Annotated in this window: 25 protein-coding genes; 8 read left to right on the top strand and 17 right to left on the bottom strand. The window is 46.7% G+C overall.

What is annotated here, in order from left to right:
- Positions 1-12 precede the first annotated feature (12 nt).
- A complete protein-coding gene (locus MHH56_RS31540; protein WP_339205471.1) occupies positions 13-1,293 on the top strand; it encodes a glycoside hydrolase family 125 protein in 1,281 nt (426 codons plus the stop codon).
- Positions 1,294-1,415: 122 nt separating this feature from the next.
- Here MHH56_RS31540 and MHH56_RS31545 read toward each other — a convergent pair whose 3' ends face one another.
- From MHH56_RS31545 to MHH56_RS31555, 3 genes are all read right to left on the bottom strand, one after another.
- The gene (locus MHH56_RS31545; RefSeq protein ID WP_339205472.1) at positions 1,416-2,735 is read right to left on the bottom strand and encodes an ABC transporter substrate-binding protein; all 1,320 of its coding nucleotides are present in this window, start codon (positions 2,733-2,735) and stop codon (positions 1,416-1,418) included.
- 146 nt (positions 2,736-2,881) lie between these two features.
- Complete coding sequence (locus tag MHH56_RS31550) at positions 2,882-3,715, bottom strand: carbohydrate ABC transporter permease (protein WP_076266327.1); 834 nt, start codon at positions 3,713-3,715, stop codon at positions 2,882-2,884.
- Positions 3,715-4,602, bottom strand: a complete 888-nt coding sequence (locus tag MHH56_RS31555; protein WP_076266328.1) for a sugar ABC transporter permease — start codon at positions 4,600-4,602, stop codon at positions 3,715-3,717. The genes MHH56_RS31550 and MHH56_RS31555 overlap by 1 nt, the downstream gene beginning before the upstream one ends.
- Before the next feature lie 187 nt (positions 4,603-4,789).
- On the opposite strand from MHH56_RS31555, the gene MHH56_RS31560 reads away from it, so the two are divergent.
- Positions 4,790-6,646: a sensor histidine kinase gene (locus MHH56_RS31560; protein WP_339205473.1), complete on the top strand. Its 1,857-nt coding sequence runs from the start codon at positions 4,790-4,792 to the stop codon at positions 6,644-6,646.
- Entirely contained in the window at positions 6,643-8,265 is a 1,623-nt protein-coding gene (locus tag MHH56_RS31565; protein ID WP_339205474.1) for a response regulator, read from the top strand. Before MHH56_RS31560 ends, MHH56_RS31565 begins: the two co-directional genes overlap by 4 nt.
- A 132-nt stretch (positions 8,266-8,397) precedes the next feature.
- Here the strand turns inward: MHH56_RS31565 and MHH56_RS31570 are convergent, their stop codons facing one another.
- Both MHH56_RS31570 and MHH56_RS31575 read right to left on the bottom strand, forming a co-directional pair.
- Positions 8,398-8,628: a cold-shock protein gene (locus tag MHH56_RS31570; RefSeq protein ID WP_053373644.1), complete on the bottom strand. Its 231-nt coding sequence runs from the start codon at positions 8,626-8,628 to the stop codon at positions 8,398-8,400.
- A 165-nt stretch (positions 8,629-8,793) separates the two neighbouring features.
- Positions 8,794-9,456 carry a hypothetical protein gene (locus MHH56_RS31575; protein WP_339205475.1) on the bottom strand — a complete coding sequence of 221 codons (663 nt, stop codon included), beginning with the start codon at positions 9,454-9,456 and terminating at the stop codon, positions 8,794-8,796.
- Positions 9,457-9,697: 241 nt separating this feature from the next.
- Between MHH56_RS31575 and MHH56_RS31580 the strand changes: the two genes are divergently transcribed.
- Positions 9,698-9,829 carry a DUF4023 domain-containing protein gene (locus MHH56_RS31580; protein ID WP_076266332.1) on the top strand — a complete coding sequence of 44 codons (132 nt, stop codon included), beginning with the start codon at positions 9,698-9,700 and terminating at the stop codon, positions 9,827-9,829.
- A gap of 204 nt (positions 9,830-10,033) precedes the next feature.
- Here MHH56_RS31580 and MHH56_RS31585 read toward each other — a convergent pair whose 3' ends face one another.
- The 5 genes from MHH56_RS31585 to ggt form a co-directional block, all read right to left on the bottom strand.
- Positions 10,034-10,360, bottom strand: coding sequence for a hypothetical protein (locus MHH56_RS31585; RefSeq protein WP_339205476.1), 327 nt, complete (start codon positions 10,358-10,360; stop codon positions 10,034-10,036).
- Between the two features lie 46 nt (positions 10,361-10,406).
- A complete protein-coding gene (locus tag MHH56_RS31590) occupies positions 10,407-11,105 on the bottom strand; it encodes a pirin family protein (RefSeq protein WP_339205478.1) in 699 nt (232 codons plus the stop codon).
- 68 nt (positions 11,106-11,173) lie between these two features.
- Entirely contained in the window at positions 11,174-12,034 is an 861-nt protein-coding gene (locus tag MHH56_RS31595) for a fumarylacetoacetate hydrolase family protein (protein WP_339205479.1), read from the bottom strand.
- 19 nt (positions 12,035-12,053) lie between these two features.
- Complete coding sequence (locus MHH56_RS31600; protein ID WP_339209782.1) at positions 12,054-13,244, bottom strand: amidase; 1,191 nt, start codon at positions 13,242-13,244, stop codon at positions 12,054-12,056.
- A 19-nt stretch (positions 13,245-13,263) separates the two neighbouring features.
- The gene (gene ggt, locus MHH56_RS31605) at positions 13,264-14,844 is read right to left on the bottom strand and encodes a gamma-glutamyltransferase (RefSeq protein WP_339205480.1); all 1,581 of its coding nucleotides are present in this window, start codon (positions 14,842-14,844) and stop codon (positions 13,264-13,266) included.
- A gap of 288 nt (positions 14,845-15,132) precedes the next feature.
- Here ggt and MHH56_RS31610 point away from each other — a divergent pair, with 288 nt between their 5' ends.
- From MHH56_RS31610 to MHH56_RS31620, 3 genes are read left to right on the top strand one after another with little or no spacing between them, the layout of a single operon-like run.
- The gene (locus MHH56_RS31610) at positions 15,133-15,582 is read left to right on the top strand and encodes an Lrp/AsnC family transcriptional regulator (protein WP_339209783.1); all 450 of its coding nucleotides are present in this window, start codon (positions 15,133-15,135) and stop codon (positions 15,580-15,582) included.
- Between the two features lie 18 nt (positions 15,583-15,600).
- A complete protein-coding gene (locus tag MHH56_RS31615) occupies positions 15,601-16,221 on the top strand; it encodes a chromate transporter (protein WP_339205481.1) in 621 nt (206 codons plus the stop codon).
- The gene (locus MHH56_RS31620) at positions 16,208-16,753 is read left to right on the top strand and encodes a chromate transporter (protein WP_339205482.1); all 546 of its coding nucleotides are present in this window, start codon (positions 16,208-16,210) and stop codon (positions 16,751-16,753) included. Before MHH56_RS31615 ends, MHH56_RS31620 begins: the two co-directional genes overlap by 14 nt.
- Positions 16,754-17,076: 323 nt before the next feature.
- Here MHH56_RS31620 and MHH56_RS31625 read toward each other — a convergent pair whose 3' ends face one another.
- The 5 genes from MHH56_RS31625 to MHH56_RS31645 all read right to left on the bottom strand — a co-directional run bounded on the left by MHH56_RS31625 (position 17,077) and on the right by MHH56_RS31645 (position 23,261).
- Positions 17,077-18,801, bottom strand: coding sequence for an ABC transporter ATP-binding protein (locus MHH56_RS31625; protein ID WP_339205483.1), 1,725 nt, complete (start codon positions 18,799-18,801; stop codon positions 17,077-17,079).
- On the bottom strand, positions 18,798-19,100 hold the full coding sequence (locus MHH56_RS31630) for a hypothetical protein (RefSeq protein ID WP_339205484.1): 303 nt from the start codon (positions 19,098-19,100) through the stop codon (positions 18,798-18,800). Before MHH56_RS31630 ends, MHH56_RS31625 begins: the two co-directional genes overlap by 4 nt.
- 91 nt (positions 19,101-19,191) lie before the next feature.
- Positions 19,192-20,205 (bottom strand): iron ABC transporter permease, encoded by a 1,014-nt coding sequence (locus MHH56_RS31635; RefSeq protein WP_339205486.1) that lies wholly within the window; start codon positions 20,203-20,205, stop codon positions 19,192-19,194.
- The gene (locus tag MHH56_RS31640) at positions 20,202-21,173 is read right to left on the bottom strand and encodes an iron ABC transporter permease (protein ID WP_339205487.1); all 972 of its coding nucleotides are present in this window, start codon (positions 21,171-21,173) and stop codon (positions 20,202-20,204) included. The genes MHH56_RS31635 and MHH56_RS31640 overlap by 4 nt, the downstream gene beginning before the upstream one ends.
- A gap of 117 nt (positions 21,174-21,290) precedes the next feature.
- The gene (locus tag MHH56_RS31645; RefSeq protein ID WP_339205488.1) at positions 21,291-23,261 is read right to left on the bottom strand and encodes an AraC family transcriptional regulator; all 1,971 of its coding nucleotides are present in this window, start codon (positions 23,259-23,261) and stop codon (positions 21,291-21,293) included.
- Between the two features lie 301 nt (positions 23,262-23,562).
- Between MHH56_RS31645 and MHH56_RS31650 the strand changes: the two genes are divergently transcribed.
- Positions 23,563-23,733, top strand: coding sequence for a hypothetical protein (locus tag MHH56_RS31650; RefSeq protein WP_339205489.1), 171 nt, complete (start codon positions 23,563-23,565; stop codon positions 23,731-23,733).
- A gap of 63 nt (positions 23,734-23,796) precedes the next feature.
- Here the strand turns inward: MHH56_RS31650 and MHH56_RS31655 are convergent, their stop codons facing one another.
- Both MHH56_RS31655 and MHH56_RS31660 read right to left on the bottom strand, forming a co-directional pair.
- Positions 23,797-24,618, bottom strand: a complete 822-nt coding sequence (locus MHH56_RS31655; protein WP_339205490.1) for an alpha/beta hydrolase-fold protein — start codon at positions 24,616-24,618, stop codon at positions 23,797-23,799.
- Positions 24,615-25,631 (bottom strand): ABC transporter substrate-binding protein, encoded by a 1,017-nt coding sequence (locus MHH56_RS31660; RefSeq protein ID WP_339205491.1) that lies wholly within the window; start codon positions 25,629-25,631, stop codon positions 24,615-24,617. The genes MHH56_RS31655 and MHH56_RS31660 overlap by 4 nt, the downstream gene beginning before the upstream one ends.
- Between the last annotated feature and the right edge of the window lie 8 nt (positions 25,632-25,639).

A 25,639-nucleotide genomic window follows, 5' to 3' on the forward strand; every position in this document is an offset into this window, starting at 1 on the left:
GAGGCTAACCTTATGAAATTACCAGATTCTATTATTAACGTATTGGCTGAGGCGGACCAGCGCCTTGCGCATCGTCCCAAGCTGCAAAAGCTGTTCAAAAATTGTTTTCCAAATACGCTGGAGACAACGATCAAGCTGATGGACGATGGCACAACCTTTGTCATTACAGGAGATATTCCGGCGATGTGGCTGCGGGATTCTACGGAGCAGGTTCGTCATTACATCCCTTATGCCAAGGAGGATGCTGAACTGCAGCGTATTATTAGCGGCGTAATTCGCCGTCAAATGTTCTACATTAATATAGATCCCTATACGAACGCATTTAATGAGACGGCAAGCGGCAAACATTATAATGCCGGCGATCAATCCGATATGACAGCTTGGATGTGGGAGCGCAAATATGAGCTGGATTCCTTGTGCTTCCCTACTCAGCTCGCCTATATGTACTGGCAGGAAACGGGCAAAAGCGATATTTTCGACGATGCCTGCTATCAAGCCTTAAACTCGATTGTCAATGTTATCAAAACGGAGCAGCGGCATGAAGAGAAGTCCCCTTACCGCTTCGTGCGTCCAGGCTTTAAAGAAACCGAAACGCTGCAAAATGACGGGTTAGGACTTCCGGTCAACTATACAGGCATGTCTTGGTCGGGCTTCCGTCCAAGCGATGATGCTTGCCTGTTCGGATACAACATTCCTTCCAACATGTTTGCCGTCGTTATTTTGGGCTATATTCGGGATATTGCGGATCAAGTGTATGGCGACAAAGAATTGGCTGCAAGAGCAGAGAAGCTGCGGCAGGAGATCGACTTCGGCATCAGAGCGTACGGCATCGTCAATCATCCGGTATTCGGCAAAATTTATGCTTATGAAACGGATGGGTATGGAAACTACTGTCTTATGGATGACGCGGGTACACCTGGACTGCTGTCTATTCCTTATTTCGGCTATGCGCCTGTGGACGATCCCATTTATCAGAACACACGCAGGTTTGCGCTGAGCCATGAAAATCCGTTTTACTTTGAAGGCAAATTTGCCAAAGGCATAGGCAGCCCTCATACGCCTGCCGGGCATGTATGGCATATGGCTTTGTCGATGCAAGCGTTGACTGCTGATAATAATGAAGAAATAAAAGAGCTGATCGATATGCTCGTGAATACGGATGCTGATACGGGCTTTATGCACGAGGGCTTCCATCCGGACGATCCTTCCGTATTCTCGCGAGAATGGTTCGCTTGGTCCAACAGCCTGTTCGCCATGTTGATTTGCGAGGCGATGGATAGAGACATCGTATAATTTCGTGTACGGGTAAGTTCTCTCATGAATAAGAGGCAGCCCCTTAGGTCAATAACCTAAGGAGCTGCCTCTTCTATTATAGAAGATACGGGAGCATCATTATCTTCTGATTGCTCAGGATATTATTTTTTCACAATATCCTGTACCGCTTTATCGAATTTTTCAAGCAATTGATCGCTAGTAATTTGCTTGCCGAGGTATTCTTGCATTGCTGCACCCCATTGCTGTGTAATGCCGTCTGGGAAACGATCCCAGTTCCAGCTTTTCACTTGCTCAGGATTAGCATTCGCGAAGGTTGCGAAGTCGCCGCCGATTTTGCCTACCGCTTCTGGGTTCGGCTCGATGGAGGACAATGCCGGTACAAATTTGAAATCGGTTGAAATGAATTTTTTGCCTGTTTCCGAAGTAACCATCCAGTTCAAGAAGGCTTTCGCTTCTTCCACTTGGTCGGATTTGCTGTTAACGATCCAGTTGTTCGGTACACCGGTAAATACGTTAGGCTTGCCTTGAAGAGGGACAGCCATCATGCCAAGGTTAAGCGCTGGATCAATTTCATCAATCATGCCTTGAATCCAGTTGCCGTGCTGAATCATGGCATATTTGCCTGCTGCGAACTCCGCTACCTGCGTATTGTAATCCGTTGTCAGCGCATTGTCTTGACCATTCGCAAACATAATGTCCACTAGGCGAATCCACTGCTTCATGATCGGATCATCTTTCAGCTTCACTTTGCCTGCTTTCACATCTTCGATAAATGCCGCAGGATCAGCTTGGTTAGCGAATGCGATATTTAGCGTATGAATGCCCATCGACCACCACTCCGAAGTAAGCGCGAATGGAATGATGCCAGCATCCTTCAGCTTTTTGGCTGCTGCTTCTAGATCCTCCAGCGTTTGCGGCAGGTCGGTGATGCCTGCTTTTGCAAATAGATCCTTATTGTAGGTGAAGCCATAAGCTTCAAGGTTCATCGGCATGCCAAGCAGCTTGCCGTCACGCGTAATTTGCGCTTTCGATGCTTCAACCAAATCCTTCGCCCAAGCCTCGCCAGTCAAGTCCGTCGCACGGTCCACGTAAGGATCGAAGCCTGCCCAGCCGCTTGAGTTGAAAATTTCCGGCTCCTCGCCGGCTGCCAGCTCTGCTTTCAGCAATGCGCTGTAGTCTTCCCCGCCGCCGTGTGTCTCAATTTCCACTTTTACGCCGGTTTCCTTCTCGTATTCAGCAGCCATTTTGGCAAGTGCATCAGCTATCTCTACCTTGAATTGAAACACTTTAATGGTAACGTCCTTCTTCGGCGCTGCCGTCGCTTCTGTTCCACTATTTTTTTCAGTTTCTTTTGGTGCATTTGTTGCTTTCCCGCTGTTACCGTTGTTGCTTCCACAGCCGCTTGCCAGAACGATGAGCATAATAGCAGCTAGCATAAGTAAGGAAACTTTTTTCATCATATGACCTCCCGCAAATTTTATATATCATTTCGTTTTTGTATCGCTTACATCGTCATTATAATTGTGCAACAACGTGGCACAACACCGAATATATTGTACTTCTAGGTGTAAAATGTTGATAACTTCCATAATAAAACTTTTTATCGTTAACCTTTAACTGAACCGGCTGTAATTCCTTCAATAATGTGCTTTTGCAAAAATAAAAAAAACAAAATAATCGGAATCGTACTCAGCGTGAGTGCAGCCATTGCGAGATCCCACTTGCGCAAATATTGGCCAAAAAACTTTTGCACGGCGAGCGGAATCGTAGTCAGCTTATCATTTATAACGAGCACTGGCAGCAAATAATCATTCCAAATCCACAGCACGTTCAAAATAATGACCGTTACCGTGATCGGCTTCAGCAGCGGAAACACGATACGCCAGAACACGCCATAAGGTGAGCAGCCATCCACAACCGCCGCTTCCTCTACCTCTAGCGGAACAGATTTAATGAACCCATGATACAGAAACATCGATAAGGAAATGCCGAAGCCCATATAGCATATAACGATACCATACAAATGTCCGCGCAATTCGAACATCGACGTAATGCGCATCAGCGGCAGCATAACCGATTGGAACGGAATGATCATGGCAGCAATAAGCACCGTCAGCAATATTTTATTAAAGGTCGTCGGACGCCTAACCAAGCGGTAAGCCATCATGGAGCTGACGATGACAAGCATAAGGACGCTAATCGAGGTCACCATAAACGAATTCAGAAACACCGTCGGAAAATCGATAGCAACCCATGCGCGCTTGAAGTTGTCCAGCCCCAGCTTCTCCGGCAGCGAAGCGGCGTTGAGCAAAATAAATTTGAGCTCCTTGAACGAGTTGATGATCAAAAAGTAGAACGGTGCCAAGAAAATGAGCGCAGCCGCGATACCTATAATTTCGAGCAATAAAATGAGAGGTGTATAGCGCTGTTTGTTTTCCATTACGCCTCCACCTCCTTCTTCTTCGTGAACCATACCTGCGTGACTGTAATTAAAGCTACGCCGAAGAAGAATATCATCGCTTTCGCTGTTCCAAGTCCATAACGGTTGTTAACCAGCCCCTCGCGGTAAACGTTTAGCGCGATCGACTCCGTTGCATTGCCAGGACCGCCAGCGGTGAGCGACAGGTTCAAATCGAACATTTTGAATGAGTTTGATGTCGTAAGGAACAAGCAGATCGTAATGGCTGGCATAATAAGCGGCACGGTGACTGAACGCAGCATTTGCCAAGCTCCTGCCCCGTCGATTTTGGCGGCCTCGATTAAATCCTTCGGCACACTGATCATAGCTGCGATATAAATAATCATCATATACCCTGCCGTCTGCCATACGAATACGATAACGATGCCCCAGAAGGCAGTATTCGGAGTACCTAGCCACTGAAGGTTAAAGAATCCGAAGCCCGTCGCTTCGCCGATAGCACGAAAGCCCCTTACGAATATAAAATACCAAATGTAGCCGAGCAGCAGTCCCCCGATTACGTTAGGCAAAAAAAATACGGTTCGCAAAATGTTACGGCTCTTCAGGTTTCGCGTAAGCAGCAGAGATAACAGAAATGCCAGCAGATTGGTGACGATAACCGCGGCAGCCGTAAACTTAGTCGTAAACCAGAATGCATTCCAAAAACGCTCATCGTCCGAGAAAATCTTAACTATATTTTTCATTCCTACCCATTTGGCGTTGCCGAGGTCCATCCCGTTCCACTCCGTAAAGGTGTAGTAAAAACCCATCACGAATGGCGCAAGCACAATCAATATAAAGGCAATGAGTCCCGGTCCAACAAATACCGTTTGCTGTATCCATTCGTTCCACTTGATTTTTTTGGACATCATTCTCGTCCCCTTTCTCTTCCCTATGTGTCAATGTATCTGTTGATATTCACAGTATAAAACCGAGTCCCCCATCAAACCACAGAGGATGATGATAAGGTAGGTGGACTATATTGACCATCCGCAGCAGGATCGGTTACTGTGTTTATGCAAGAGTGACTTAGACAGAAAGCGGGCGATTGTGATCATGAATACGATTAAGCCATTTAACACGATTCGCAAAAAGCTCATGCTTTTGCTGCTCGCAGCTACGATTTTGCCGATTGCAACCTCGATGATTATCTCTTATAATGCGACAACCAAATCGATTACAGAGGATGCGATTGCTCGCAACAATCGACTGCTGTCGCTCGGGAAAACCAACATTATGAACTACATGAACAACATCAATCAGAAGTCGCTCGCTGTCTACAACGCAATGAACGTTCCGCGCTCCTTGTACTATATTTTGGAGCACAGCATGGAGGATGAGGTATTCCCGAACGATATTACCGACGTCATTCGCAATCGCAACCTGCTGAAGGATCATTTGTACAACATGTATCAAAGCGTCAGTGAGTTTCATAAAGTAAGGCTTTATGCGGTCAACCAAAACGCAACGTATCTACTATGGAATGACGACATTAAGGTTGGGCGAAACAATGTCCCCATTCCACAAACCTTTAAGAAAGCTTATATAGAGCCTACGCATATGAGCCATAATTACGGACTCGTTGATCTCAAATCTTCGGCAAGCGAGGAAATGGTATTTACGCTCCATCGTCCGATCTTCCTCGCCCCAAGTGATGAGCTGCTTGCTGAATTGTCTATCGATGTAAGATTGAATGTATTAGAGGATTTAAATCGCCAGCTCTATGACGGCGGCGAGGAAAGCTTCTATATTGCGGATTCGAATGGTCAAATCGTGCTTTCTTCAGATAAAAACGAAATCGGTACGTCTGCTAAACAGAGCTGGCTGGGGACGATTTTGGGCTCCGGGCAAGACAGCGGCCATTTTGACTGGAAAGAGGAATCGTTCAAGGGCATGATTTTTTATGATCGAATTAAGACGCCTTACATGGACTGGTATTTAATTAAACAGACGCCCTACAAGCATCTCTTCAGCGCTGCCGATCGGATTGCCCGTATTAACACGGCAGTCGGAATCGCTTTTCTAGCCATTGTCGTATTAGCCACTTTGTTCATTTCAATTCGGTTTACGAAGCCACTGCTTCGCTTAATCGGTTACGTGAACAAGATTGAGACGGGCAATTTGAATGTATCGATCGACATACACAGCAATGATGAAATCGGCCTGCTCGCAAGGCGGTTCCGCTCAATGATGCAGACCATCAACAATCTCATTTTGACCGAATATCGGCTTGAGATTGCCAATAAAACCAATGAGCTGAAAGCGCTGCAAGCTCAGGTAAATCCACACTTTCTCTATAATGCGCTGCAATCGATCGGTACCGTTTCACTGCAGCACGGCGACACCAAAGCGTACTCACTCATTACGTCTCTTGGAAAAATGATGCGCTATCACATGAACGCCATGGATTCGGTCGTGGAGCTGCGCCGGGAGCTCGATTATGTTCAGGCCTATCTTGATCTGCAGAAACAGCGTTTTGACACAGCTCTCCATGTGCAGCTGCTAATTGATGAGCAGACAAGGCAAATACTCGTTCCAAAAATGATTCTGCAGCCGCTGCTCGAAAACTTTTTTAAGCATGGGTTTGTGCAATCATCGGAGGAGCCTTCGGAGCTTCTGATTACCAGCGTTTTGGATAAACAAGGGGGATGGCTTTCGATTACGGTTCAAGATAATGGCTGCGGCGTGTCCGAAGATCGGCTTCAAGAGGTGCGGCTTCAACTGGAGAAAATGCCTCCAATCGGCACCGGGCAAACGAATGATCAAGAAGAGGGCGGCATTGGCCTGCCTAACGTGCTTTCGCGTCTGCGCCTGCATTTTAACAAAACGGCTGCTATGGAGCTGCGTCACGTGAAGCCGCATGGCTTTTCCGTTACGATTCATATTCCGCTCGCAAAGGAGAATGAACGATGAAGGCATTAATCATTGACGATGAGAAGCATGTGAGGGAAGCGATACGGCTGCTCGTCCCTTGGGATGATTACGGCATCGATACACTGCTTGAGGCACAAGACGGTATCGCCGCTACTGCTTTAATTCGCACGGAACGGCCAGAAATTATTTTCACCGATATGATGATGCCTAATATGAATGGCTCGGAGCTGCTACAATGGGCGGCTGAGCATGCGCCCTCCAGCAAAATCATCGTCATTAGCGGCCATGACGACTTTAGCCTCGTTCGCCATGCGGTCAAATACGGCGGAATTGATTATATTTTGAAGCCCATTGATGCTGAGCAGCTCGTTAGTGCATTAGCGAAAGCAGTGAGCTGCTATACCGCGGAGGAGCAGGAGCGATGCCGCAAGACGAGGATGAATATCGAGCTTAATCAGCTTAAACCGATGTACTTGGAGCAATATTTTTCAGCAATGATCAATGAACCCGGCTCCTACTCTAATTTTGCTGATACGCTCAGACTGGAATTAGGGATTACGAAACCTATATCTCGTGCACGTGTAGCGCTGGTCAAGCTAGAGCTTGCTTCTCCGTTCATTAGAGAAAAATTTGCCTCAGGACTCGATTTGCTGCTGTTCTCCTTGACGAATATTTGCAATGAATTTCTAAAGGAAAAAGAAATCGGCTTCGCGCTTCGCCACCGCGGACAGGAACAGGAGCTATTGCTGCTGTTTTGGGGAGATGGAGAGTTGGCGCCTGCGCTAATCAAAGAAATGAACGATGCGATATTTGTGATATTGAAGACGCGGTTTCATTTTGGACTCGGGCATGCTGCAGCCTTTCCTTCATCAGCAGCCACCGCTTATCAACAAGCGAAGCATGCGCTTTTGCGCCGGAATTTGCTCGTTAACGATTCGTATTGCCATACTTTTGAAGCAGCTGTCCATCAGCACAAAAACACGCTTTTGCTCTTTAGCGAGCACGAAGAAAAAATAAAATTTGCTGTGCAAAGCGGCAACAAAGAACAAATCCGCCGCGCTTTAAAGCCTTGGTTCGATTCACTTGATCAAGCAGGATTCATCTCGCAAGAGCAGCTAATGAACTGGCGTCAGCAATTCGAATTCGCCAAGTCTATATGGGAATACAAAAGCGACAAAAACAAAAGTGGAAGCAAATCAGAATTAATTGAGGATCAGGCACTCTTATCCTTGGATGCCAATGGTTTTTTTGATTACGAGCAGTGGAAACAGGGCGTTTTTATAGAAACGTGTGATGTTTCCTTGCGTTTGGCTGAACATGACAAGGAACGCAGTGTCATTGAGGACATCGCTGCCTATATTGAACAGCATCCTCACGAGGAGATCACGCTGCAGGATATATCCGATCGCTTTTATTTAAGCAGAGAATACATTTCGCGCAAATTCAAGCAGGAGACGAATGGCAATTTATCCGATTTTATTGCGGAGGTAAGGATCAAGCGGGCAAAGGAGCTTTTAGCGAACGGGCAGTTAAAGATCGCTCAGGTTGCAGAGCTGGTAGGCTTTCAGGATGAGAAATATTTTAGCCGTGTCTTCAAGAAACGTACAAACTGCTCTCCCAACGACTATAGGAAACACCATTACAGCGGGGATAGTTAGCGGAAACCTACTTTCGCATAAGGGTTAAGTCAGCTCCATAAATTGATTCAAAGGCAAAAAAAAGCTGAGCTTCGTTCAATTGGCGTTAACCAACCGAGCAAAACTCAGCTTCTCTTTGTCTAAGAAAGACACCTACATAATCGGTGTACCCTTCTTCAACGTCTTCATGTCACTATTGGAGTTATTGAGCGCGGGCAGCATCTTCTCGCCACTGACCATTGGTTCATGGCAGATTAAACAAGTAGGAACGTGATCAAACGCAAAGTTATCGCGCATCCAACTGTTGCACCCTTCCGTCTCGCATGTCCATACCTTCGTGTTTTCTTCCGGAATTTCTTCAAGCGGTTTTTTACGATTGTACATATGGTCAGCCCCCTTCGCGATAAAAAAGGAAAAACTGCCTCGAACTTAGAGTAAGGGGCAGTTATCATTTATAAACAGCAGTGTATTGTGAATATTTGCTTCAAACTTGCAATTGATTTTATTGTACCATATTTCGTCCAATAAAGGCAAATATCAGCCTATATTTTAGCGCCTTTTTTTTGGAGAGTGGCAGTAATGCACAAACAGCTGCTCAATCGGTTTGAAATACAAATGCCCATCCTCCCAAGGTTGAAAATGAAGATCCATTCTAGAATCGCTCCAATTGGCAGGAGTCCCTGTCGTACTAAGCTTCCCTGGCAATATGGGTTCCTCGACGACGGCAGGAAATTCCTGATAACCAAACAGCAAATTCTCATGCATCGCAATGATTTCATACTTCGGCCCATGGAAAGCCCGCTCCTCTTGGAGCTGATAATGAAAATAAATATAGCTTGCTGCCATTTCCGGCTTTAAGTGCGCCACTCTTCCAACACGACGTTCAACTGCTTCTTTGCGAAGCCAATGATCACAGCTGGCTGGCTCGTTGAAATGGAAGACATCAATCATCGGAATCCATTTTCGCGCAGCTGACTGTCCAGGCCAATTCTCCAAAAAAACAGCCATCTCTGGAAGCAGCTCTTCAGGTTCAAGCACTCGTTCGATGCATTCACAATAAATGAATACATTTCGCTCCCATTGGAAGCAGCCAACCGTCATAATCTCCCCTTGCTCTATTAGATGCTGTACAGCATTTGACTGTTTCGCCGCTTCGATGGCTTCCATCTCGAAGCCTACTTTCATTTGCGCCCTCGCTATGACTCTAAACATGATTATTCTCGCTCCGCTCGTACGATCAATTGAAGTGCATTCGAATTTAAAGCCTCCCTGTATAGTTAAACGTGAATGACTGCATCAACATAGTAGTATATATCGGTATCATAAGGGAGCCCAATGCTGCAATCAATCGATTTTCTCAAAATAAATGACGCTAACGCCAGTTTTTTAAAATGTTGGATATTCTAATTAAGGAAGTTGGAAAGAATGCCAAAAAAACGAGGAGGAAATACAATTGGAAAGCACAAGTGAGTTTGTCCAAAAGGTACAGGCTACGCAGCGTAAAGCCGAACTCAACAAAAGAAGAAACGGCAACGGCAACCCTGCAGAGAGACTTGTAAATAAGCAGCACAGCACCAATAAATAAATGATTGAATAAGGCTTCGATCGGGTGCTGTCGCCGCAGGGTGGCAGCACCTTTCTTGTTTTGCAGAGAAGGTCATCTCTTTCAGCAGTTGGACAACTCCGACATGTATAGACACAAATAAAAAACCAGCCCTACATGTGAAACCATGTCTGACTGGCCTATGTGTACAGCGAATTGATAATTGCACATGATTGCCTCGCGCTTTTAAACCGAATACTCGTGAGGGTAATAGGCAATATGAGAATCCGCTACAATTGTGAGACTGTTCTCGTCAGCGTTATATTCCACTGGACCGTCTTTGACGTAATACCACGTTTTTAGCGTCGGCTGATCGTCAAACTCTTGGAAAACAAACACGTTCAGCTCAGCTTTATGTGCAAGCAGCTCTTCAATACTTTCGCTCCATGGCACAGAAACCGTGAATCGCCAGCCTTCCCCCTGTGGAACAAGCGTATAGGGCACTTCCAGCTTATTCGAATCAATAAACATCCGTCCACCCACCGCATGTTTAACAAGAAACGTTTGTTTCATTTTTATCCCTCCTAAAAGTTTGCGATAGCAAACTTACTTCGAAAGCCTAAGGCAAATCGATCAGCATAAAAAAGGCTGGAGCCGCAGCGGTGAGTGTAAGCTCCTCAGCTGCCTCAATTTGTGCCTCATCACCGGTAAAGAGCGTTTCGCCGTGAACCGACAGTTTACCTTCAATAATATATATAAATTGCTTCCGTCCCGGTTCAACAACGTATTCAAGCTGTTTTCCTTGCTCCAGCTTGCTCAGATAAATCGTCATATTCTGATTTATGGAGGCAGCCTGTTCCAAAACCTGATTTGAAACGACAGGAAGCAGTGCATTATGCAGCTTGTCTACATCGAATCGGCTCGCTTCATAGGATGGTTTCATACCTCGTTCCTGCGGCATGAACCACAGCTGGAGCAAACGCAGCTCTTGATCTTCAGATGCGTTAAATTCCGTGTGGATAACGCCCGTGCCAGCTGACATCCGTTGCACCTCGCCAAACGAGGAAACGACAGAGTTGCCCATGTTATCCTCATGTCTAATGCGACCATTCAATACGATAGATACGATTTCCATGTCGCTATGTGGATGCGCGCCAAAACCTTTTTCCGGAGCCAAATAATCGTCATTGCACACACGCATCACACTAAAGCCTGTTCGATTCGGATCATGATAAGCTCCGAAAGAGAAGCTTGGGTGGCTGCGCAGCCAGCCTAGATCCGCCGAATGCCGCGATGCCGCGGGGAATACATCGATCATCGTTTCTCCTCCAAACAAGTTTTTATTTACTTACTTATATATAGCAGTTTTTCATTCTCTGAGCAAGCTTAAAATTGAACAGTATTCAGCAGCGGCTCGAAACCATCGATATGGCAGCCTACTATATCTCCGCCGCGAATAACGACAGCACCTGGTGTTCCTGTCATCATAATGTCGCCCGGCAGCAGCGTCATCACTTTGGAGTGAAAAGCAACAGCTGCAAAAGGGCGAAACTTCATATTGAATACCTTATTGCGATGTGCGACCTCGCCATTAATTACGGTTTCCACATTCAGCTCTAGCAAATCAGGAATCTCATCCTTCGTAATAAACTCCGGCCCGAAGCTGAAAAAGGTATCGAAGCTTTTGGCCCTCGATAAAAACCTCTGATGTCTAGCATGAATATCAGCTGCCGTAACATCAATTGTCGTCGTATACCCGGCAATGACGTCGTATACTTCAGCTTCTGATATATTTTTGCAGGTTTTTCCGATAATAATGCCGAGTTCAGCTTCTGCTGTAATTTTCCCAACTCCTTCTGGAATTTGAATCGCATCAAGCGGGCCGATAATCGTCGTATCCGGCTTGATGAAGCTGACTGGCTCTTCATTTGGGTCCGCCAACGCTAATTCTGCCGCATCCTTTACGTAGTTCATGCCGATACCCCAAATTTTGCGAGGGTGACGGTATAGCGGAGCATACTGTACCTCCTCATAAGGAATCGCCGGCAATCGCTTCAACTTTTCTTTCCCTGCTCCTTCGTACCATTCTGTTAAAAGACCCAGCTCGCCCAAACGATTAAGCTCGAATAGCTCTGTACTCCAGCTGGCATTCTCCGCCTCATTAATCGTTTCTATAAGAACAAGGCCCTTTGCACTTGGTATCGCAGCGAGCTCCTTGCCATTCCTTTTTACTGTTGATATTTTCATTGCCAGCAGCTCCTTTTCTTTAACTTAATGGCTTTATTCGTGTCGAGACGTGATCAGCCACCCATTTTAACAGCCTCATATCCTGGCTTCTTCCCGCAATGAAGGAGAGGCCAATTGGACAGCCCAGCTCGCCTGCAATCGGAACCGTAACCTGCGGCAGCCCTGCCAGCCCTGCTAAACAGCTCATTTCGAGCGTTTGAGCACGACGCCGCTCAACCTCCGAGCCCGATAATCCGAGCAGCGGCGCTATCGCAGGCACGGTCGGCACAACGAGCACCGTATCCTCTCCAAGCCATTCATCCATAAGCGCCCGCGCTTCATCCCGAATGGTGAAAGCTGTACCACTATCCTCTTCCCGCAGCGTGCTCGCCCAAGCAAACCGCTCCGCTATGCCCGGTCCGAAGGCAGGCTGCTCGCGCAATATCCAGTCCCGATGCTCACGCCAAATCTCTAATCCTTGAATGATACGAAAAGCATTCACCCATTCTCGCAGCCCGTTTGGCGCAATGATGGCTTGTTCATGCCTTCGGGCTAGATCATGCAGCATTGGAAAATATTGCGACAAAGCTGTAGATGTGTGCTCATCCGTCAATGCCCATACATCCTTCGCAAACACCATTCGCGTGAATGTCTGCTTACTGCTCCCTTGTTCATCAAGCAGTACACTGCCCACTTGAAGCAGTGTCTGCGCATCTCGGGCCATCCAGCCTACCGTATCGAAGCTAGGCGCCAGCGGTATAAGCCCATTCGTATCCACTGCACCATGCGTAGGCCGTATTCCATAAATTCCACAATAGGCGGATGGCACTCGAATGGAGCCTCCCGTATCCGTACCTATAGCGAAATCTGCTAATCCTGCCGACACCGCAACAGCTGATCCGCTGGAGGAGCCTCCGGGTATGCGACCAAATGCTTTAGGATTCACCGGGGTTCCATAATGAGCATTTTCCCCGTTGATGCTGTACATCAATTCATCCGTAATGGTCGTTCCTTTTAATGTCGCTCCGTTTCTAAGCAGCCGATTTATGACCGAAGCGTGCTTATCCGCCTCGTCATGTGTTCGCAGCCAATCGGGATTGCCTGCACCAGAGATATGTCCAGCAATATCGAATACATCTTTTGCCGCATACGTTTTACCGCTTAAGACACCTTCAGCTAAAGGCTCTATCTCAAGCTGTTCCGTCGCATACGCATTCCAGCTTTGCTTCATCAAGATCCCCGCCTCCTCTTTACCATCCCATTGCTGCGCCATCGCAGCGCGGATCCGATCCGCCTTGCAGTAATCCTTGTTCATCTCGCATAATCGCATGAGCATGGCCCACAATGCCGTCGAAGTCCTTCACTTTCTTTACCGAGTGACCTGCCTGCGCCAGCGATGCTAGTACGTCTGCAGAAACACGTCCTTCTATTTTCAGCTCCTGCGTTGGCTCTCCCCACGTTCGGCCCCATACCCATCTAGGTTCATTGATCGCTTGCTGAGGATCCATGCCATAATCAATCATCCGGGTAAATATCGCCGTTTGCGTCTGCGGCTGGCCCTCGCCGCCTTGCGTGCCATACAGCACAGCAGGTTTGCCATCACGACATGCCATCGCTGGCATTAAGGTGTGAAATGTCCTTTTAGCTGGCTTCAGACTGTTCACATGATTCGGATCAAGCGAGAAAAACGAGCCGCGGTTTTGCAATAAAACACCCGTATTGCCCGCTACGATGCCCGATCCAAACTCGAAGTACAAGCTTTGAATGAAGGAGACGGAATTCCCTTCCTCATCCACAACTGCTGCATAGGCGGTATCGCTGCCCAGCACCTCTGATTTCTCGCATGAAGCATGATTTAACTCAATTGAAGCAGCAAGCGCTGCCGCATAGTTTTTATCCAATAGCCGCTCAAGCGGTATGTTTGTAAATACAGGGTCTGATAAATATTTGTTCCGGTCACGGAAGCTTAGCTTTAATGCCTCGACGCATAGATGATAATAATTATGGGAGCCATGTTCAATTTCACCGAGCTTAAACTGCTCTAGTATTTGAAGCGCCATAATAGCGGAGAAGCCTTGTGAATTGGGAGGCATCTGATGAAGCGTATACCCTCGGTAAGTGCCCTCAATCGGGAGCACCCAGTCGCCATGATGATCCGCAAAATCATCTGCAGCAAGCAGACCATTTTGTTTGCCCAAAAAACTCGTCATTTCCTTTGCGGTTTCGCCTTTATAAAATTCATCGCGCCCAAATTCAGCTAAACGGCGCAGCGTCTTCGCAAGCGCAGGCTGCTTAAATCGCTCGCCAACCTTAACCACCTGCCCGTTTGGCAAGTATATATCTGCTGTTTCGAGTGTTCTTGCAAGAACGATTTCATTATGAACCGTATTTTGATATTGATCATTCGACATGGGGAAGCCATTCGCGGCGTAATCAATAGCGGGTGCCAGCACCTGCGCCCAGTCCAATCTGCCATACTCTCGGTGAACCGCATCCCAGCCGTCTACCATGCCGGGCACCGTTACGATACTGCCAATGCCCCGATTCGGAATCGCCGCCAAGCCATCGTAAGCACTAATACTAGCTTTATAACCAGATCGGCCGCTGGCATTATAGCCGCGCACCTTCCCTTCACTATGATGATAGCCGAGCCAGAAGGAGTCTCCTCCAAGGCTTGTCATATGCGGATAAACGACGGCAAGACATGCGCTCACAGCGACAGCTGCATCATAAGCATTCCCACCTTGCGCAAGCATGCGAGCGCCAGCTGCAGTAGCTAAATAATGAGGGCTGACAACCATAGTTTTGGTTCCGATGACCGATTGATTCATATCTACCACCCCTAAAAATGGATATAACTCTAATCAAACTCGCAATTCACTTATTTATATGTTAGATAATATAACATTGTGTATTCTTTTAAAATACCACCTCAGAGAATGATAGGCAATAAAAATGTAACTTCATTTTATTAATTGTGTTGAAAACGAATGATGATGTGTATATATTTATACATATGGTAATTAAAAATAGGTATTACAAGACACCTTGCAAAATAGTGAAATAAAATAGGAGCTGATGAACAAGTGCAAGAAAAGCTTTTTGATGAACCAAAAATAATGGAAATTGATGATATTGATCGTAAAATCATTGCTGAGCTCAATATTAATGGAAGAATATCTTACACAGACTTAGCGAAGGAGATTGGATTGTCGCGAGTAGCTGTCCAATCCCGGATTAATGCGTTGATGGATGGCGGCGTAATCGAACGATTCACGGCCGTCATTAACCCTGAGCGAATCGGCATTAATGTATCGGCTTTTTTCAATGTAGAGGTAGAGCCTAAGCATCTGCACGCCGTTGCTGATCAGCTTTCGACTGAGCCGTTTGTCACCAGCCTCTACCATATGACTGGACCGAGTAAACTGCATATGCATGGTCTGTTTCGCAACAATCAGGAGATGGAGCATTTTCTCAAAGATAAGCTTTACACACTGCCCGGCATTATGAGCGTCGATTGTCAGGTGTTAATTAATCGTTACAAGAGTCGAATGGGAATGAGGCTGTAGATGATGGCTGGCAAAATAATGAATAACCGCTACATGCAGCTTTCATGGGCGATGATGAAGACAGGTATTCTTGGCTACGGGGGCGGCCCGTCCGTTATCCCGCTAATTCGATATGAGGCAGTTTCGAACTATAAATGGATTGAAGATGAGGAATTTGGCGAAATTCTTGCGCTTGCGAATGCATTGCCAGGTCCGATTGCAACAAAGATAGCCGCCTATTTAGGGTATCGCGAAAAAGGTACTCTCGGCGCTATCGTGTCTGTTCTCGCCCATATCATTCCTTCTGCTGTTGCGATGATTCTTCTATTAACGACGGTTCAATTCCTCAGCAGCGCAGCCTTCATACAAGGTATGATCGGTGCGGTAACGCCCGTCATCGCTGTTATGCTTGGCATGATGGCCTATGAATTCGGAGAACGTGCCGTCAAAGGACTTGGCAAATACGTCGGCTTTGGTTTTTTTGCATTAGCATTTGGACTGCTGCAAGGCATTCATATTCATCCTGCTATCGTCATTCTTTTATTTCTTGTTTACGGTGCTTTTCATCTAAAAACAGTTGCAGCCCTTCAGCGCAAAAAAAAGCAGAAGCAGCTCCGAAGCAGCCAGCAGAAGGAGGGCGTAACGCGTGGAATGGATTAATTTAATTATCGGATTTTTTATCGCTAATGTGCTTGGCTACGGGGGCGGACCAGCCTCCATTCCGCTTATGTACAGGGAGATTGTAACGAATCATCAGTGGACGACCCCAGTAGAATTCTCAAACATACTGGCGCTTGGCAATGCACTCCCAGGTCCGATTGCGACTAAAATTGCTGCCTTTGTCGGCTACGATGTCGGCGGCTGGATCGGCTTAATTGTCGCATTAGCTGCAACGATTGTTCCATCCGCTGTTGCGCTCATTCTACTTCTTAAGGTGCTGCAGAAGCATCGTCAATCGCCTGTAGTCAAAGGAATGACACTGCTTGTACAGCCTGTAGTTGCCATAATGATGCTGCTTCTTACATGGCAAATGGCTGAAAGCTCTATCGAATCGATTGGAATTGTGCAATCGCTCATTATTGCAGCGGTCGCCTTCTGGGCGATGCAGTTCCGCAAAATCCATCCTGCCATTGTCATCGTTATCGCATTCGCCTATGGCGGTCTTGTTATTCCTCATTTGAACGTATTATAAATAACTAATAGGGCGAATCCGAGCAGCAAATGTCTGCTTGGGTTCGCCCTATTTTTCATGAATATAACGATTGATCAAAAAAGTTTATAACATGGGTGAGTGCTGCAGGAATAACAATCAGTTTATTTTTTTCTATAATTGACAGCAGAAGATAAATCTAAGAAGAAGAAAGAAAACCCGCAAAAAGCCTTGTAAAATCAAAGTTTTTTGCGGGTTTTCATGTTTTTATCAAGCCCTGCTCCCTACCATTGACAAATGAACGGAGCGAACGCTCCAGGGAGGGACATGAATATGTCTATACAACTGTTAGCACCAAATTACGTTCAAGAGGCTTGCGCTGCATACAATCGTGCATAAATGCCGCCGCTTCGCAGCAGTTCCTCATGCGTGCCCAATTCGGCAATCTCTGTGCCCTCCAGCACAACGATCTGGTCGGCATGACGGATCGTCGATAGCCGATGGGCAATCACAAGTGTTGTGCGATTCTTGGATATGTCGTCAAGCGCCTGCTGGATCTCTTGCTCGGTCTTGGTATCAAGCGCCGATGTCGCTTCATCCAGAATGAGGATCGGTGCATCGCGTAGAATCGCCCGTGCTATCGAGAGCCGTTGTTTCTGCCCTCCGGAGAGACGCACACCGCGTTCACCAATGACCGTATTGTAGCCTTGCTCCATCTGTGCTATAAAATCATGCGCTTTAGCCGCTTTCGCTGCATTAATCACATCCTTCTGGGTCGCATCCTTCCAGCCATAAGCGATATTGTCATACACCGAGCCATCAAACAAGAAGGTATCCTGCAGCACCATTGAGATATTGTCTCGTAGGCTGGGGAGCGTCACATCGCGAATATCGATGCCATCTACTCGAATCAAACCGGCCTTCGGATCATAGAAACGGTTAACGAGACTGGCCAATGTCGATTTTCCTACGCCGGTTGTGCCTACAAGCGCCACGGTCTTCCCGGGTTCAATGGTGAGGTTCAGCCTCTCTAGTACAGGCGCACCATCTTGATAAGCGAATGAGACATCTTGAAAGGAGATTTGTCCTTGTACACGCGGCAAACGAACTGCGTTTCGCTTCTCCTGTATGTCTTCCTCTTCTTCCAGCACATCATATACCCGTTTAAGGCCAGCGGCGGCTCGCCCTCCCATTTCTACCAAGCCGGAAAAGGACTTTACCGGTTGATAAAACATACCCAGGTAGGCGATGAATCCGATGATATCAGCAATGCTTACCTCGCCTGTTGCCATCAATCTGCCGCCCAGTATCACAACAAACACGGTACCCAGCGCGGTCACAAATGCCAACAACGGTACTGAGGTTTCGTAGAACAGACTGGCGCGCAAATAGGCCTTCGTATTTTTTATAGCCAGACGAGAAACGTTGCCCCGCTCCTCCTCCTGACGATTGAAAATTTGAATTTCCTTCATGCCCGACAAGTTTTCCTGCACCTTGCCAGCAATTTCTCCCCGCGCCTTGGAATTCTCTCCCCACAATGGCGACAAGCGCTTGCTTTGCCATATCGTGATCGCAAGCAGCAACGGAATCGTAATTAGACTAATCAGTGCCAGCTTCACATTGATCGTCAAGAGCAGGATGCCTACTCCGATAAAAATCAGTACGTTGATTATAAATTCAGGAATGGCATGGGCAATGAAAATTTCCGCTTCCATCGCATCATTAACAACGCGCCCGGTTAAGTCACCCGTCCGGCTTCGATGGAAATAGCGCAAGCTCATCTGCTGATATTTGCTATACAATCTTGTTCTTAAATCCGCCACATAATGAAGTGCGGCATAATGATTCATATAACCTGCCAGTGATGTTCCAATGGCTTGCAGACAGGTGGCTCCAAGCAGCAACAGACCAATCGTCAGCGCTTCTGAGGCAAACTGACTGCTGCCTTCCATCGCCAATTGTGTCAACGAGCGGAGCGCCCAGGGCAAATAAAACCCTGCGATTGTAGCCATTAAGACAACGGCAAATCCAATGCCTAACTGTAACCAGTATTTCCGGGCGCCCAGCAGGACACGCCATGCGATTTTCATGTGGCAATCGCCTCCTTCTGTTCCTTAGCTTTTAGGAATGCTTGATCTGCTCCTTGATCCGCTCCTTGTTCTCTACGCTTATCGCGCAATAGCTCGTACGTCACATACACCGGTCGCCCCGTTCGTGGTTCCAGCATAATCTCGGCATCTGCTTGGCGACTTCCTTGATGGACAATGTGTGGATATGAGCACCATTCAGATAAATCGTGCCATGCTTTGTCTTGAGCAGCCGACCGACTGCATTTCGTACGGTTGTTTTGCTCATCCATTGGGACCAATAACCGAGGTAATCTGTCCACGCGGAATCTACAAATCCAGTTCTTTTACGATAAGTGTTTCATTATAAGCAATATTGATTTGTTGCGCTGTGATACATTCCATGCTGTCCTCCTAATTAGCCTTCGATAGTAAATAAAGAAAGTAAGGAACGCTGATGACCGTAATAACGATTCCCGTCGGCACATCTCCCCCAAGGCTAACCGTGCGCGTAATCGTGTCAGCCAGGACTACGACTAATCCCCCGGTCAGACTGGCAGCAGGAACGAGCAATTTGTGATCGGGCCCAACCAGTTTTCTTGCCATATGCGGTGCGATCAACCCAACGAAGAAGAAGCTTCCACCCACGGCCACACTGCCAGAGGATAAAGCAACAGCAGCGATCGACAACCCCAAAAACTGCCGCTTCACGGCAAGACCAAGCCCTTGTGCCATCTGATTGCCCAGATGGAGGGTATTCAGCATGCGAGCCTTATAGAAAATATAGCCGATTAAAATCAAGACCCATGGTGCTAGTATGGTAATATAGCCCCAATCATCGCCCCACAAGCTTCCCGCCAGCCAGTGCAGCATAAAGTTCATCTGCGAGTCATCCAGCTTGAGCGTCAGGAAGGTGGTCAGCGCCCCATACCCGCTTCCGAGCGCGACACCGGTTAAAATCAAACCGATAGGCGAGATGTCTCGCCCACGGCGATACGATAATAAAAAGATCAATCCTGCCGCCAACAGTCCGCCAACAAACGCCAGCAATGGCAAGGCAATAAAGGCGCTCTTTCCTGTCGATGCAATAAATACGACAAAGAACAGGACAAACAAACCCGATCCCGAACTAATCCCAAGTGTCCCTGGACTAGCCATGTCATTGCGCAGCAGACTCTGCATTACGACCCCAGCCGCTCCCATCCCCAGACCCACCAAAATCGACAGTAAGATTCGTGGCAAGCGAAAATCAAACACAATTAAATTTTGCTTGTCGGTACCGTTTCCGAGGAGAACGTTCAGCACTTCTAGCGGTGAGAGATTCATTTTGCCAGAATTGATGCTAATGACCGCAAACATAAGGATGAGCATCATAATCACTACATTGACGAGGATGCCCCGCTGCACCGTATAACGCTGCTTAATCATTCAAGTTCCCTCCTTTGCCTGCGAGCCAGGAAGAGAAAGTACGGCACACCAATAATAGAAAATATAATGCCAATCGGTGTTTCAAACGGCTTATTAATCAATCGGCCAACCAGATCGGCCGATACGGTCAGCAACGCACCATATAGCGCAGCAGCAGGAATAATATACCGATAGTCGACACCGACCATGTATCGCACAATATGCGGAGTAATCAGACCAACAAAACCGACCGGTCCAACCATGACAACTGCCAATCCAGTCAGCACGAGCACAATAATCGTCGATAGACCCTTGACCAGTCCGCTGCGAATACCGAGTCCACTTGCCACATCATCCCCCAAACTGAGCAGTGTAACGGATGGAGACAGCGCCAGCGCCAGCAATACGCCACCAACAAATAGCGGTGAGATAATTAGCAATTCCCCCCACTTAGTCCCCACTGTACTGCCTGCCGTCCAGAACGCTAATGCTCGACCAAGGTTATAATTAATCGCTAAATACTGACTGAGTGCACCAAACAGCATAGATATGGAAAGTCCTGCCAGAACTAACCGCTGAGGCGTCATCCCGCGCTTGCCCAGTGACGCGAAGAAGTAAGTCATCCCGGTCGCAAGCGCTGCACCCAGACAAGCAAACAGCATCATCAGCCCATACGAATAACCCGGCAGAAAGGCCAGGCAAAGCGCAATCGCGAATGCTGCCCCAGAGCTGATTCCCATCAGTCCGGAGTCGGCCAGCGGATTGCGTGTCGTCCCCTGCATAATAGCCCCGCATACCGCAAGGCTGCATCCGACGATCAGATCGGCTGCGGTACGGGGAAGTCGTAGGGTTTGAATAATTTGATGCTCAGTGAGAGTTGGATCAAATCGGAAAATAGCCTCCCATGCAGTCGCTAACCTCATGTCGGCGGCACCGAAGCTAATCGATGCCGCCGACATGAGAACCGTTAATCCAAGCCCTACCAACATGTAAATGGTGAAGTTTATCGCCCCACGGCGTTTTTGTTCAGGCTTGTTTTTCATCATGTGTTCCTTTCCTCACCTAATGACAATCTAGTTCGAAACATTGCTCTTATATTAAAAACCTTATTTAGCTAATTTCAGCAATTGATTTACAATATGATCAATCAATGCACTGGAAGTCATTATATCCGTGGACCAAGATAGCGATGTACCCACCGTTACGATATGATTCTGTTGCAAAGCAGGCAGTGATTTCCAAACCGCATTATCAGTAGGAACTTTCGTATCTCCTATGGCGATCACATAATCTCCTACATAAGCGGCCAAGACCTCCATAGAGATATCTCCCCAATATTTATTTGTGTCAATAATATCAGTTTGAACTTTTGACGGTGCCTGCATTTGAAGTTGATTATAAACAAGCTCGCCAACCGCATGCTTGGCTCCAGCGATGTAGTTACTTTTATCACTGAATTCCCCCATCGTAATCGTCACGTCTGAAAGACCTGCATTCTGAAGGGCTAGCTTCGCTTCTTCAATTTTTCCGGCATAAGCATTCAAAACAGTCTTAGCCTCTTGCTGCTTGTTCAAAACATCGCCAATAAAATGTATCCGCTCTTCTGTAGTCATATCACCATAAGGGACATAAATTGTCGGGGCAATTTTCGATAAATCATCATAGTTTTCATCGCCCCATGCTAAAATGATCAGATCCGGCTCAAGAGTCATGACATCTTCCGGCTCCATAGCTATTTTAATGGAGTCTGTAATCTGATTAGCAAAAACAGCCTCTGTCTCGCCCCTTGCCACTCTCGCCACACCTAGAGGAGTTACACCTAGGGCAATTACATCACCAACCAAATAATCAACTACAACACGCTGAGGGTTGCTAGGCACCTCAACATCACCCTTTACTGTTGATATCGTTCTGGTCTGAGAGACTGCTTCTGAAGCTTTCGTCTCCGAGACTTCCGATTGTGTCGTTTGTTGTGTCTGTGCAGGCGTAGGGTTCACCGTTCCTCCGTTATTTGCTGGCGTCCCCGATGTACATGCCGATAACAACAGCATTAAGCTCATCGCGGCCGCCAAAATCATTTCTTTACTTCTTACTTGTCCAAACATGGTTGATTCCCCTTCTCTATAAGACTTGACTAGATTCGCTAGTTCCATCTTATTGTAATGAAGATGAGAATCATTATCAATACCATCAACCTGCATGGATAGTGCGTTTATTTTCCGATAATCACTTGGCGTCATCTTGTAATATTTCTTAAACATCCGAAACAGGTTTTTCTCATCTGCAAAACCAGATCCTGTTGCGATCTCTTTAATGGTTGCTTCTGTATGCTTCAAGTCATAACACGCAGCTTCGATCCTTCTCTGAATGAGGTACTCCTGTAAGCTCAACCCTTCCTTCTTTTTGAACAGCCGCGTCAATTGCCCGCCACTGATCCCAAACATATCAGCAATCTCTTGAAACATAATCGGCTCCCTGTAATGTTTATCAAGATATATCTTGGCAGAACCGGCTGGATCTGGCTGGAGATACCGAATCTCACCACTCTCAAAATCTCTGTACACCCCATGAATCAATTGATATAGAAAAATTTTTGCCTGCAGCTGATCCATCGCCTTGCCACGGTTCCAGCCATTTATCATCTGTTGAAACCAATCGAGCAGCAAAATGGGATTACTTGGCGTATAACCAAACTGTTGAACAAATGGATTCACTTGCTCCAGTAATAGCTGCAAATGCTTATTGAAAAAAAGAGGCAATTCTGCTTTGTAAAACACCATAAAGGTCTTCACATTCTCCCCTTTAGGCGAAATACTGAGCAGGCTCCCCTTCCCGCCGTGAACTAATCCGAAGCGTTCCATTCCAAATGTGGTTTCATTCAGTTGAATTTGTGCTTCTCCTCCACATGCATAGATAAACATGCTGCTAGGCATTTTATACTGCTCCAACGGGTATTGGGGTGCTACATTCTGAAAGCGCACATCTATTAATGTAATGATCGAGCGTGTCCAAATGCGGGCCATCGTATCGATCATCTCCGGTGTAAATACCTGGCTTGCTTCTGCTTCTTCTTGCATCTATCCGCGCTCCCTTATTTTATTTTTTTCTAATTTACATACCGCCAATAATTGATTTTGATTATCAATATCATTTGTGTTAGGTAAGTATATCATCATTAATTGACATTGGGGAGCAGGCAACGGACGTTATGCTTTTCTTCATCCTTATTATCACAATTCCCATTTCATCCAGCGAACTGCATAAGTCATGTTTAGCACTACATAAATTATTAAATTTAGTGTATTATACCAAATATGACCAAAAGATAATTTAGCAATTGGACCGATTGGAGACTGCGCTTCAAGAAAGGATATATAAATGAAAAAAATATTTGAATTCGCCTATTACGGCGGACTGGCTGGATTTATTATTATGCGTATTTTTTTATACGACTACAAGGGCATTATGTTCGCTTTTGCTGGATTAGGTTTGATAGGGTTTATAGGCAAAAAAATCATTAAATCCAAACAAGCTTCGATCAGCAGTTAGGACTGCAAAAAAACCTCCAGCTACGCTTCAGTAGACTAGAGGTTTTCTTAAAAAACTAAATGATTATTCCTTAGGATTGCTCGATAACGCAAACCTCAATACTCTGCTTATCGCCGCTGGCAGCACACTGACATGACTCTCATCACAAAATTTTACCATTTCAGAATAAAAGCCTTTTGCCGCAAGGGGCAGCAGCCGCTCAGCAAGCTGTTCTGCATCCTTCACCATAGCCGGAAGCTCGTCTGCACCAATAGTCAGCATCAGCCTCGGTAGATTGCCCTCTTTTATGAAACTTTTCTCAAAAGCTTCGGCTTCCTCCAGCACAGCATGATGGTTCCACCAAATAGAAGGACTCCCCGCTGCATAGTTTTGAAATGCTTGAGGCCTTGTAAATAAGGCATGAAGGACTAGCAAACCCCCGAGCGAGTGCCCAAACAGGCTCTGTCTTGTCGTATTAATCGGATATTGTTGCTCAATTGCTGGGCGCAGCTCCGTCTCAACAAATTGGAGGAACGCGTCAGCGCCCCCATGCTCTGGCCACTCCTGCCCATTCGGGCGAGCAGGCAGGTTCTGAACCTCTGCTGGCATAGTGAAATCATAACATCGCCTGCTCATCTCAAAGGGTTCCCTTGAAGGGTAACCAATGCCCACTATAACTACAGGATCATAACCATGCGGCTTTCGTGTTTGAAGACGAGCTGCCTCCGCAAAGGTAGCGAATACAGCATCCCCATCGAGAGCATATATGACCGGATATCCCTCTGCTGGAGGCGGCTCGCTCGGAATGGCTATCATTATTCGATATTCCAACTGCTTATGATCTGAGTAAATGACTTGCTCAAAACGGCCTTCGACATAGTGGCTGCTCATGTTGTTATGACTCATGGTGCAAGCAGCGTTACAACATCATTAATGATTTTTCCATAAGCAATCAGTCCGCTTCCTGTCCAATAAGTATCGTCAACCTCATAGACATGGCCAGCTTTGGCGTATGGCGTGTTCTTCCAGATCGCGTTGTCGGTGAGCTCCTTCATATTTGCAGTTCCCGTACCTTTGTTGTTCATTGTAAAAATAAAATCGGCATCTATGTCCGGTATAATTTCAAGTGAAACATCCATACTGTTTTTCGTTTCTACCAGCTTGCTCTTTCCAAGACCCAATTCATGCGATAGAACGTATCCTCCAAAATAGTTGCCGCCAATCATATACATGCCTTTTCCATTAAAATTGATAAGTGCCGCCTTCTTGCCTTCCGCCACAGGCGCAAGCTTTGCCTTCGCTTCCTCTTTCTTCTTCTCATAATCCTTCAGCGCCTGTTCTGCCTCTGCTCCTTTGCCCAGCAAATCGCCAAGCTTTGTGACTGAGCTTACCAGATCACCTGCTGCATTTTTAAATACATATGTCGGCGCAATTTTGGAGTACTTCTCATAAACGCCATTTTCAGCATAGAAGGCTGTATGCAAAATAATTAAATCCGGCTCAAAGTCCATGACTACCTCTGGTGCGGGCGGAAGCCCGCCAACAAAGTTAACTTTAGGCACATCTGCCAGTTGATCCTGCAAATATAACTGCCCATTTTTCCCATCTGCCCATTGCGCCACCGGCTTAACGCCTAAGACAATCATGGAATCCTCCATATACGGAGCGAATACCTTAAGCGGCTTAGTCGGAATCGTGATTTCATGATCCAACTCATCCGTCACTACCCGAGTTGAAGCTGTTGTCTCCGCTTCTTCAGATGCTGCGGTTTCGTTCGGGACTGCTGTTTCTTGATTGGTCACTTCCGTTTCACCCTGCGAGCCGCATGCGGTTAGAAGGCTGATGCTCAGTATGAATACGAGCAGCACTAGTGCGCCCTTTTTGAACGATTTAATGATTGAATAGTCTCTGGCCTGCATAAAAATAA

This window comes from Paenibacillus sp. FSL K6-3182, from assembly GCF_037976325.1.
Lineage (GTDB): Bacteria > Bacillota > Bacilli > Paenibacillales > Paenibacillaceae > Pristimantibacillus.

Coding starts and splice junctions, on each gene's coding strand:
- MHH56_RS31540 (WP_339205471.1), top strand. CDS start 13: ATGAAATTACCAGATTCTATTATTAACGTATTGGCTGAGGCGGACCAG.
- MHH56_RS31545 (WP_339205472.1), bottom strand. CDS start 2,735: ATGATGAAAAAAGTTTCCTTACTTATGCTAGCTGCTATTATGCTCATC.
- MHH56_RS31550 (WP_076266327.1), bottom strand. CDS start 3,715: ATGGAAAACAAACAGCGCTATACACCTCTCATTTTATTGCTCGAAATT.
- MHH56_RS31555 (WP_076266328.1), bottom strand. CDS start 4,602: ATGTCCAAAAAAATCAAGTGGAACGAATGGATACAGCAAACGGTATTT.
- MHH56_RS31560 (WP_339205473.1), top strand. CDS start 4,790: ATGAATACGATTAAGCCATTTAACACGATTCGCAAAAAGCTCATGCTT.
- MHH56_RS31565 (WP_339205474.1), top strand. CDS start 6,643: ATGAAGGCATTAATCATTGACGATGAGAAGCATGTGAGGGAAGCGATA.
- MHH56_RS31570 (WP_053373644.1), bottom strand. CDS start 8,628: ATGTACAATCGTAAAAAACCGCTTGAAGAAATTCCGGAAGAAAACACG.
- MHH56_RS31575 (WP_339205475.1), bottom strand. CDS start 9,456: ATGTTTAGAGTCATAGCGAGGGCGCAAATGAAAGTAGGCTTCGAGATG.
- MHH56_RS31585 (WP_339205476.1), bottom strand. CDS start 10,360: ATGAAACAAACGTTTCTTGTTAAACATGCGGTGGGTGGACGGATGTTT.
- MHH56_RS31590 (WP_339205478.1), bottom strand. CDS start 11,105: ATGATCGATGTATTCCCCGCGGCATCGCGGCATTCGGCGGATCTAGGC.
- MHH56_RS31595 (WP_339205479.1), bottom strand. CDS start 12,034: ATGAAAATATCAACAGTAAAAAGGAATGGCAAGGAGCTCGCTGCGATA.
- MHH56_RS31600 (WP_339209782.1), bottom strand. CDS start 13,244: ATGAAGCAAAGCTGGAATGCGTATGCGACGGAACAGCTTGAGATAGAG.
- ggt (WP_339205480.1), bottom strand. CDS start 14,844: ATGAATCAATCGGTCATCGGAACCAAAACTATGGTTGTCAGCCCTCAT.
- MHH56_RS31610 (WP_339209783.1), top strand. CDS start 15,133: ATGGAAATTGATGATATTGATCGTAAAATCATTGCTGAGCTCAATATT.
- MHH56_RS31615 (WP_339205481.1), top strand. CDS start 15,601: ATGAATAACCGCTACATGCAGCTTTCATGGGCGATGATGAAGACAGGT.
- MHH56_RS31625 (WP_339205483.1), bottom strand. CDS start 18,801: ATGAAAATCGCATGGCGTGTCCTGCTGGGCGCCCGGAAATACTGGTTA.
- MHH56_RS31635 (WP_339205486.1), bottom strand. CDS start 20,205: ATGATTAAGCAGCGTTATACGGTGCAGCGGGGCATCCTCGTCAATGTA.
- MHH56_RS31640 (WP_339205487.1), bottom strand. CDS start 21,173: ATGTTGGTAGGGCTTGGATTAACGGTTCTCATGTCGGCGGCATCGATT.
- MHH56_RS31645 (WP_339205488.1), bottom strand. CDS start 23,261: ATGCAAGAAGAAGCAGAAGCAAGCCAGGTATTTACACCGGAGATGATC.
- MHH56_RS31650 (WP_339205489.1), top strand. CDS start 23,563: ATGAAAAAAATATTTGAATTCGCCTATTACGGCGGACTGGCTGGATTT.
- MHH56_RS31655 (WP_339205490.1), bottom strand. CDS start 24,618: ATGAGTCATAACAACATGAGCAGCCACTATGTCGAAGGCCGTTTTGAG.
- MHH56_RS31660 (WP_339205491.1), bottom strand. CDS start 25,631: ATGCAGGCCAGAGACTATTCAATCATTAAATCGTTCAAAAAGGGCGCA.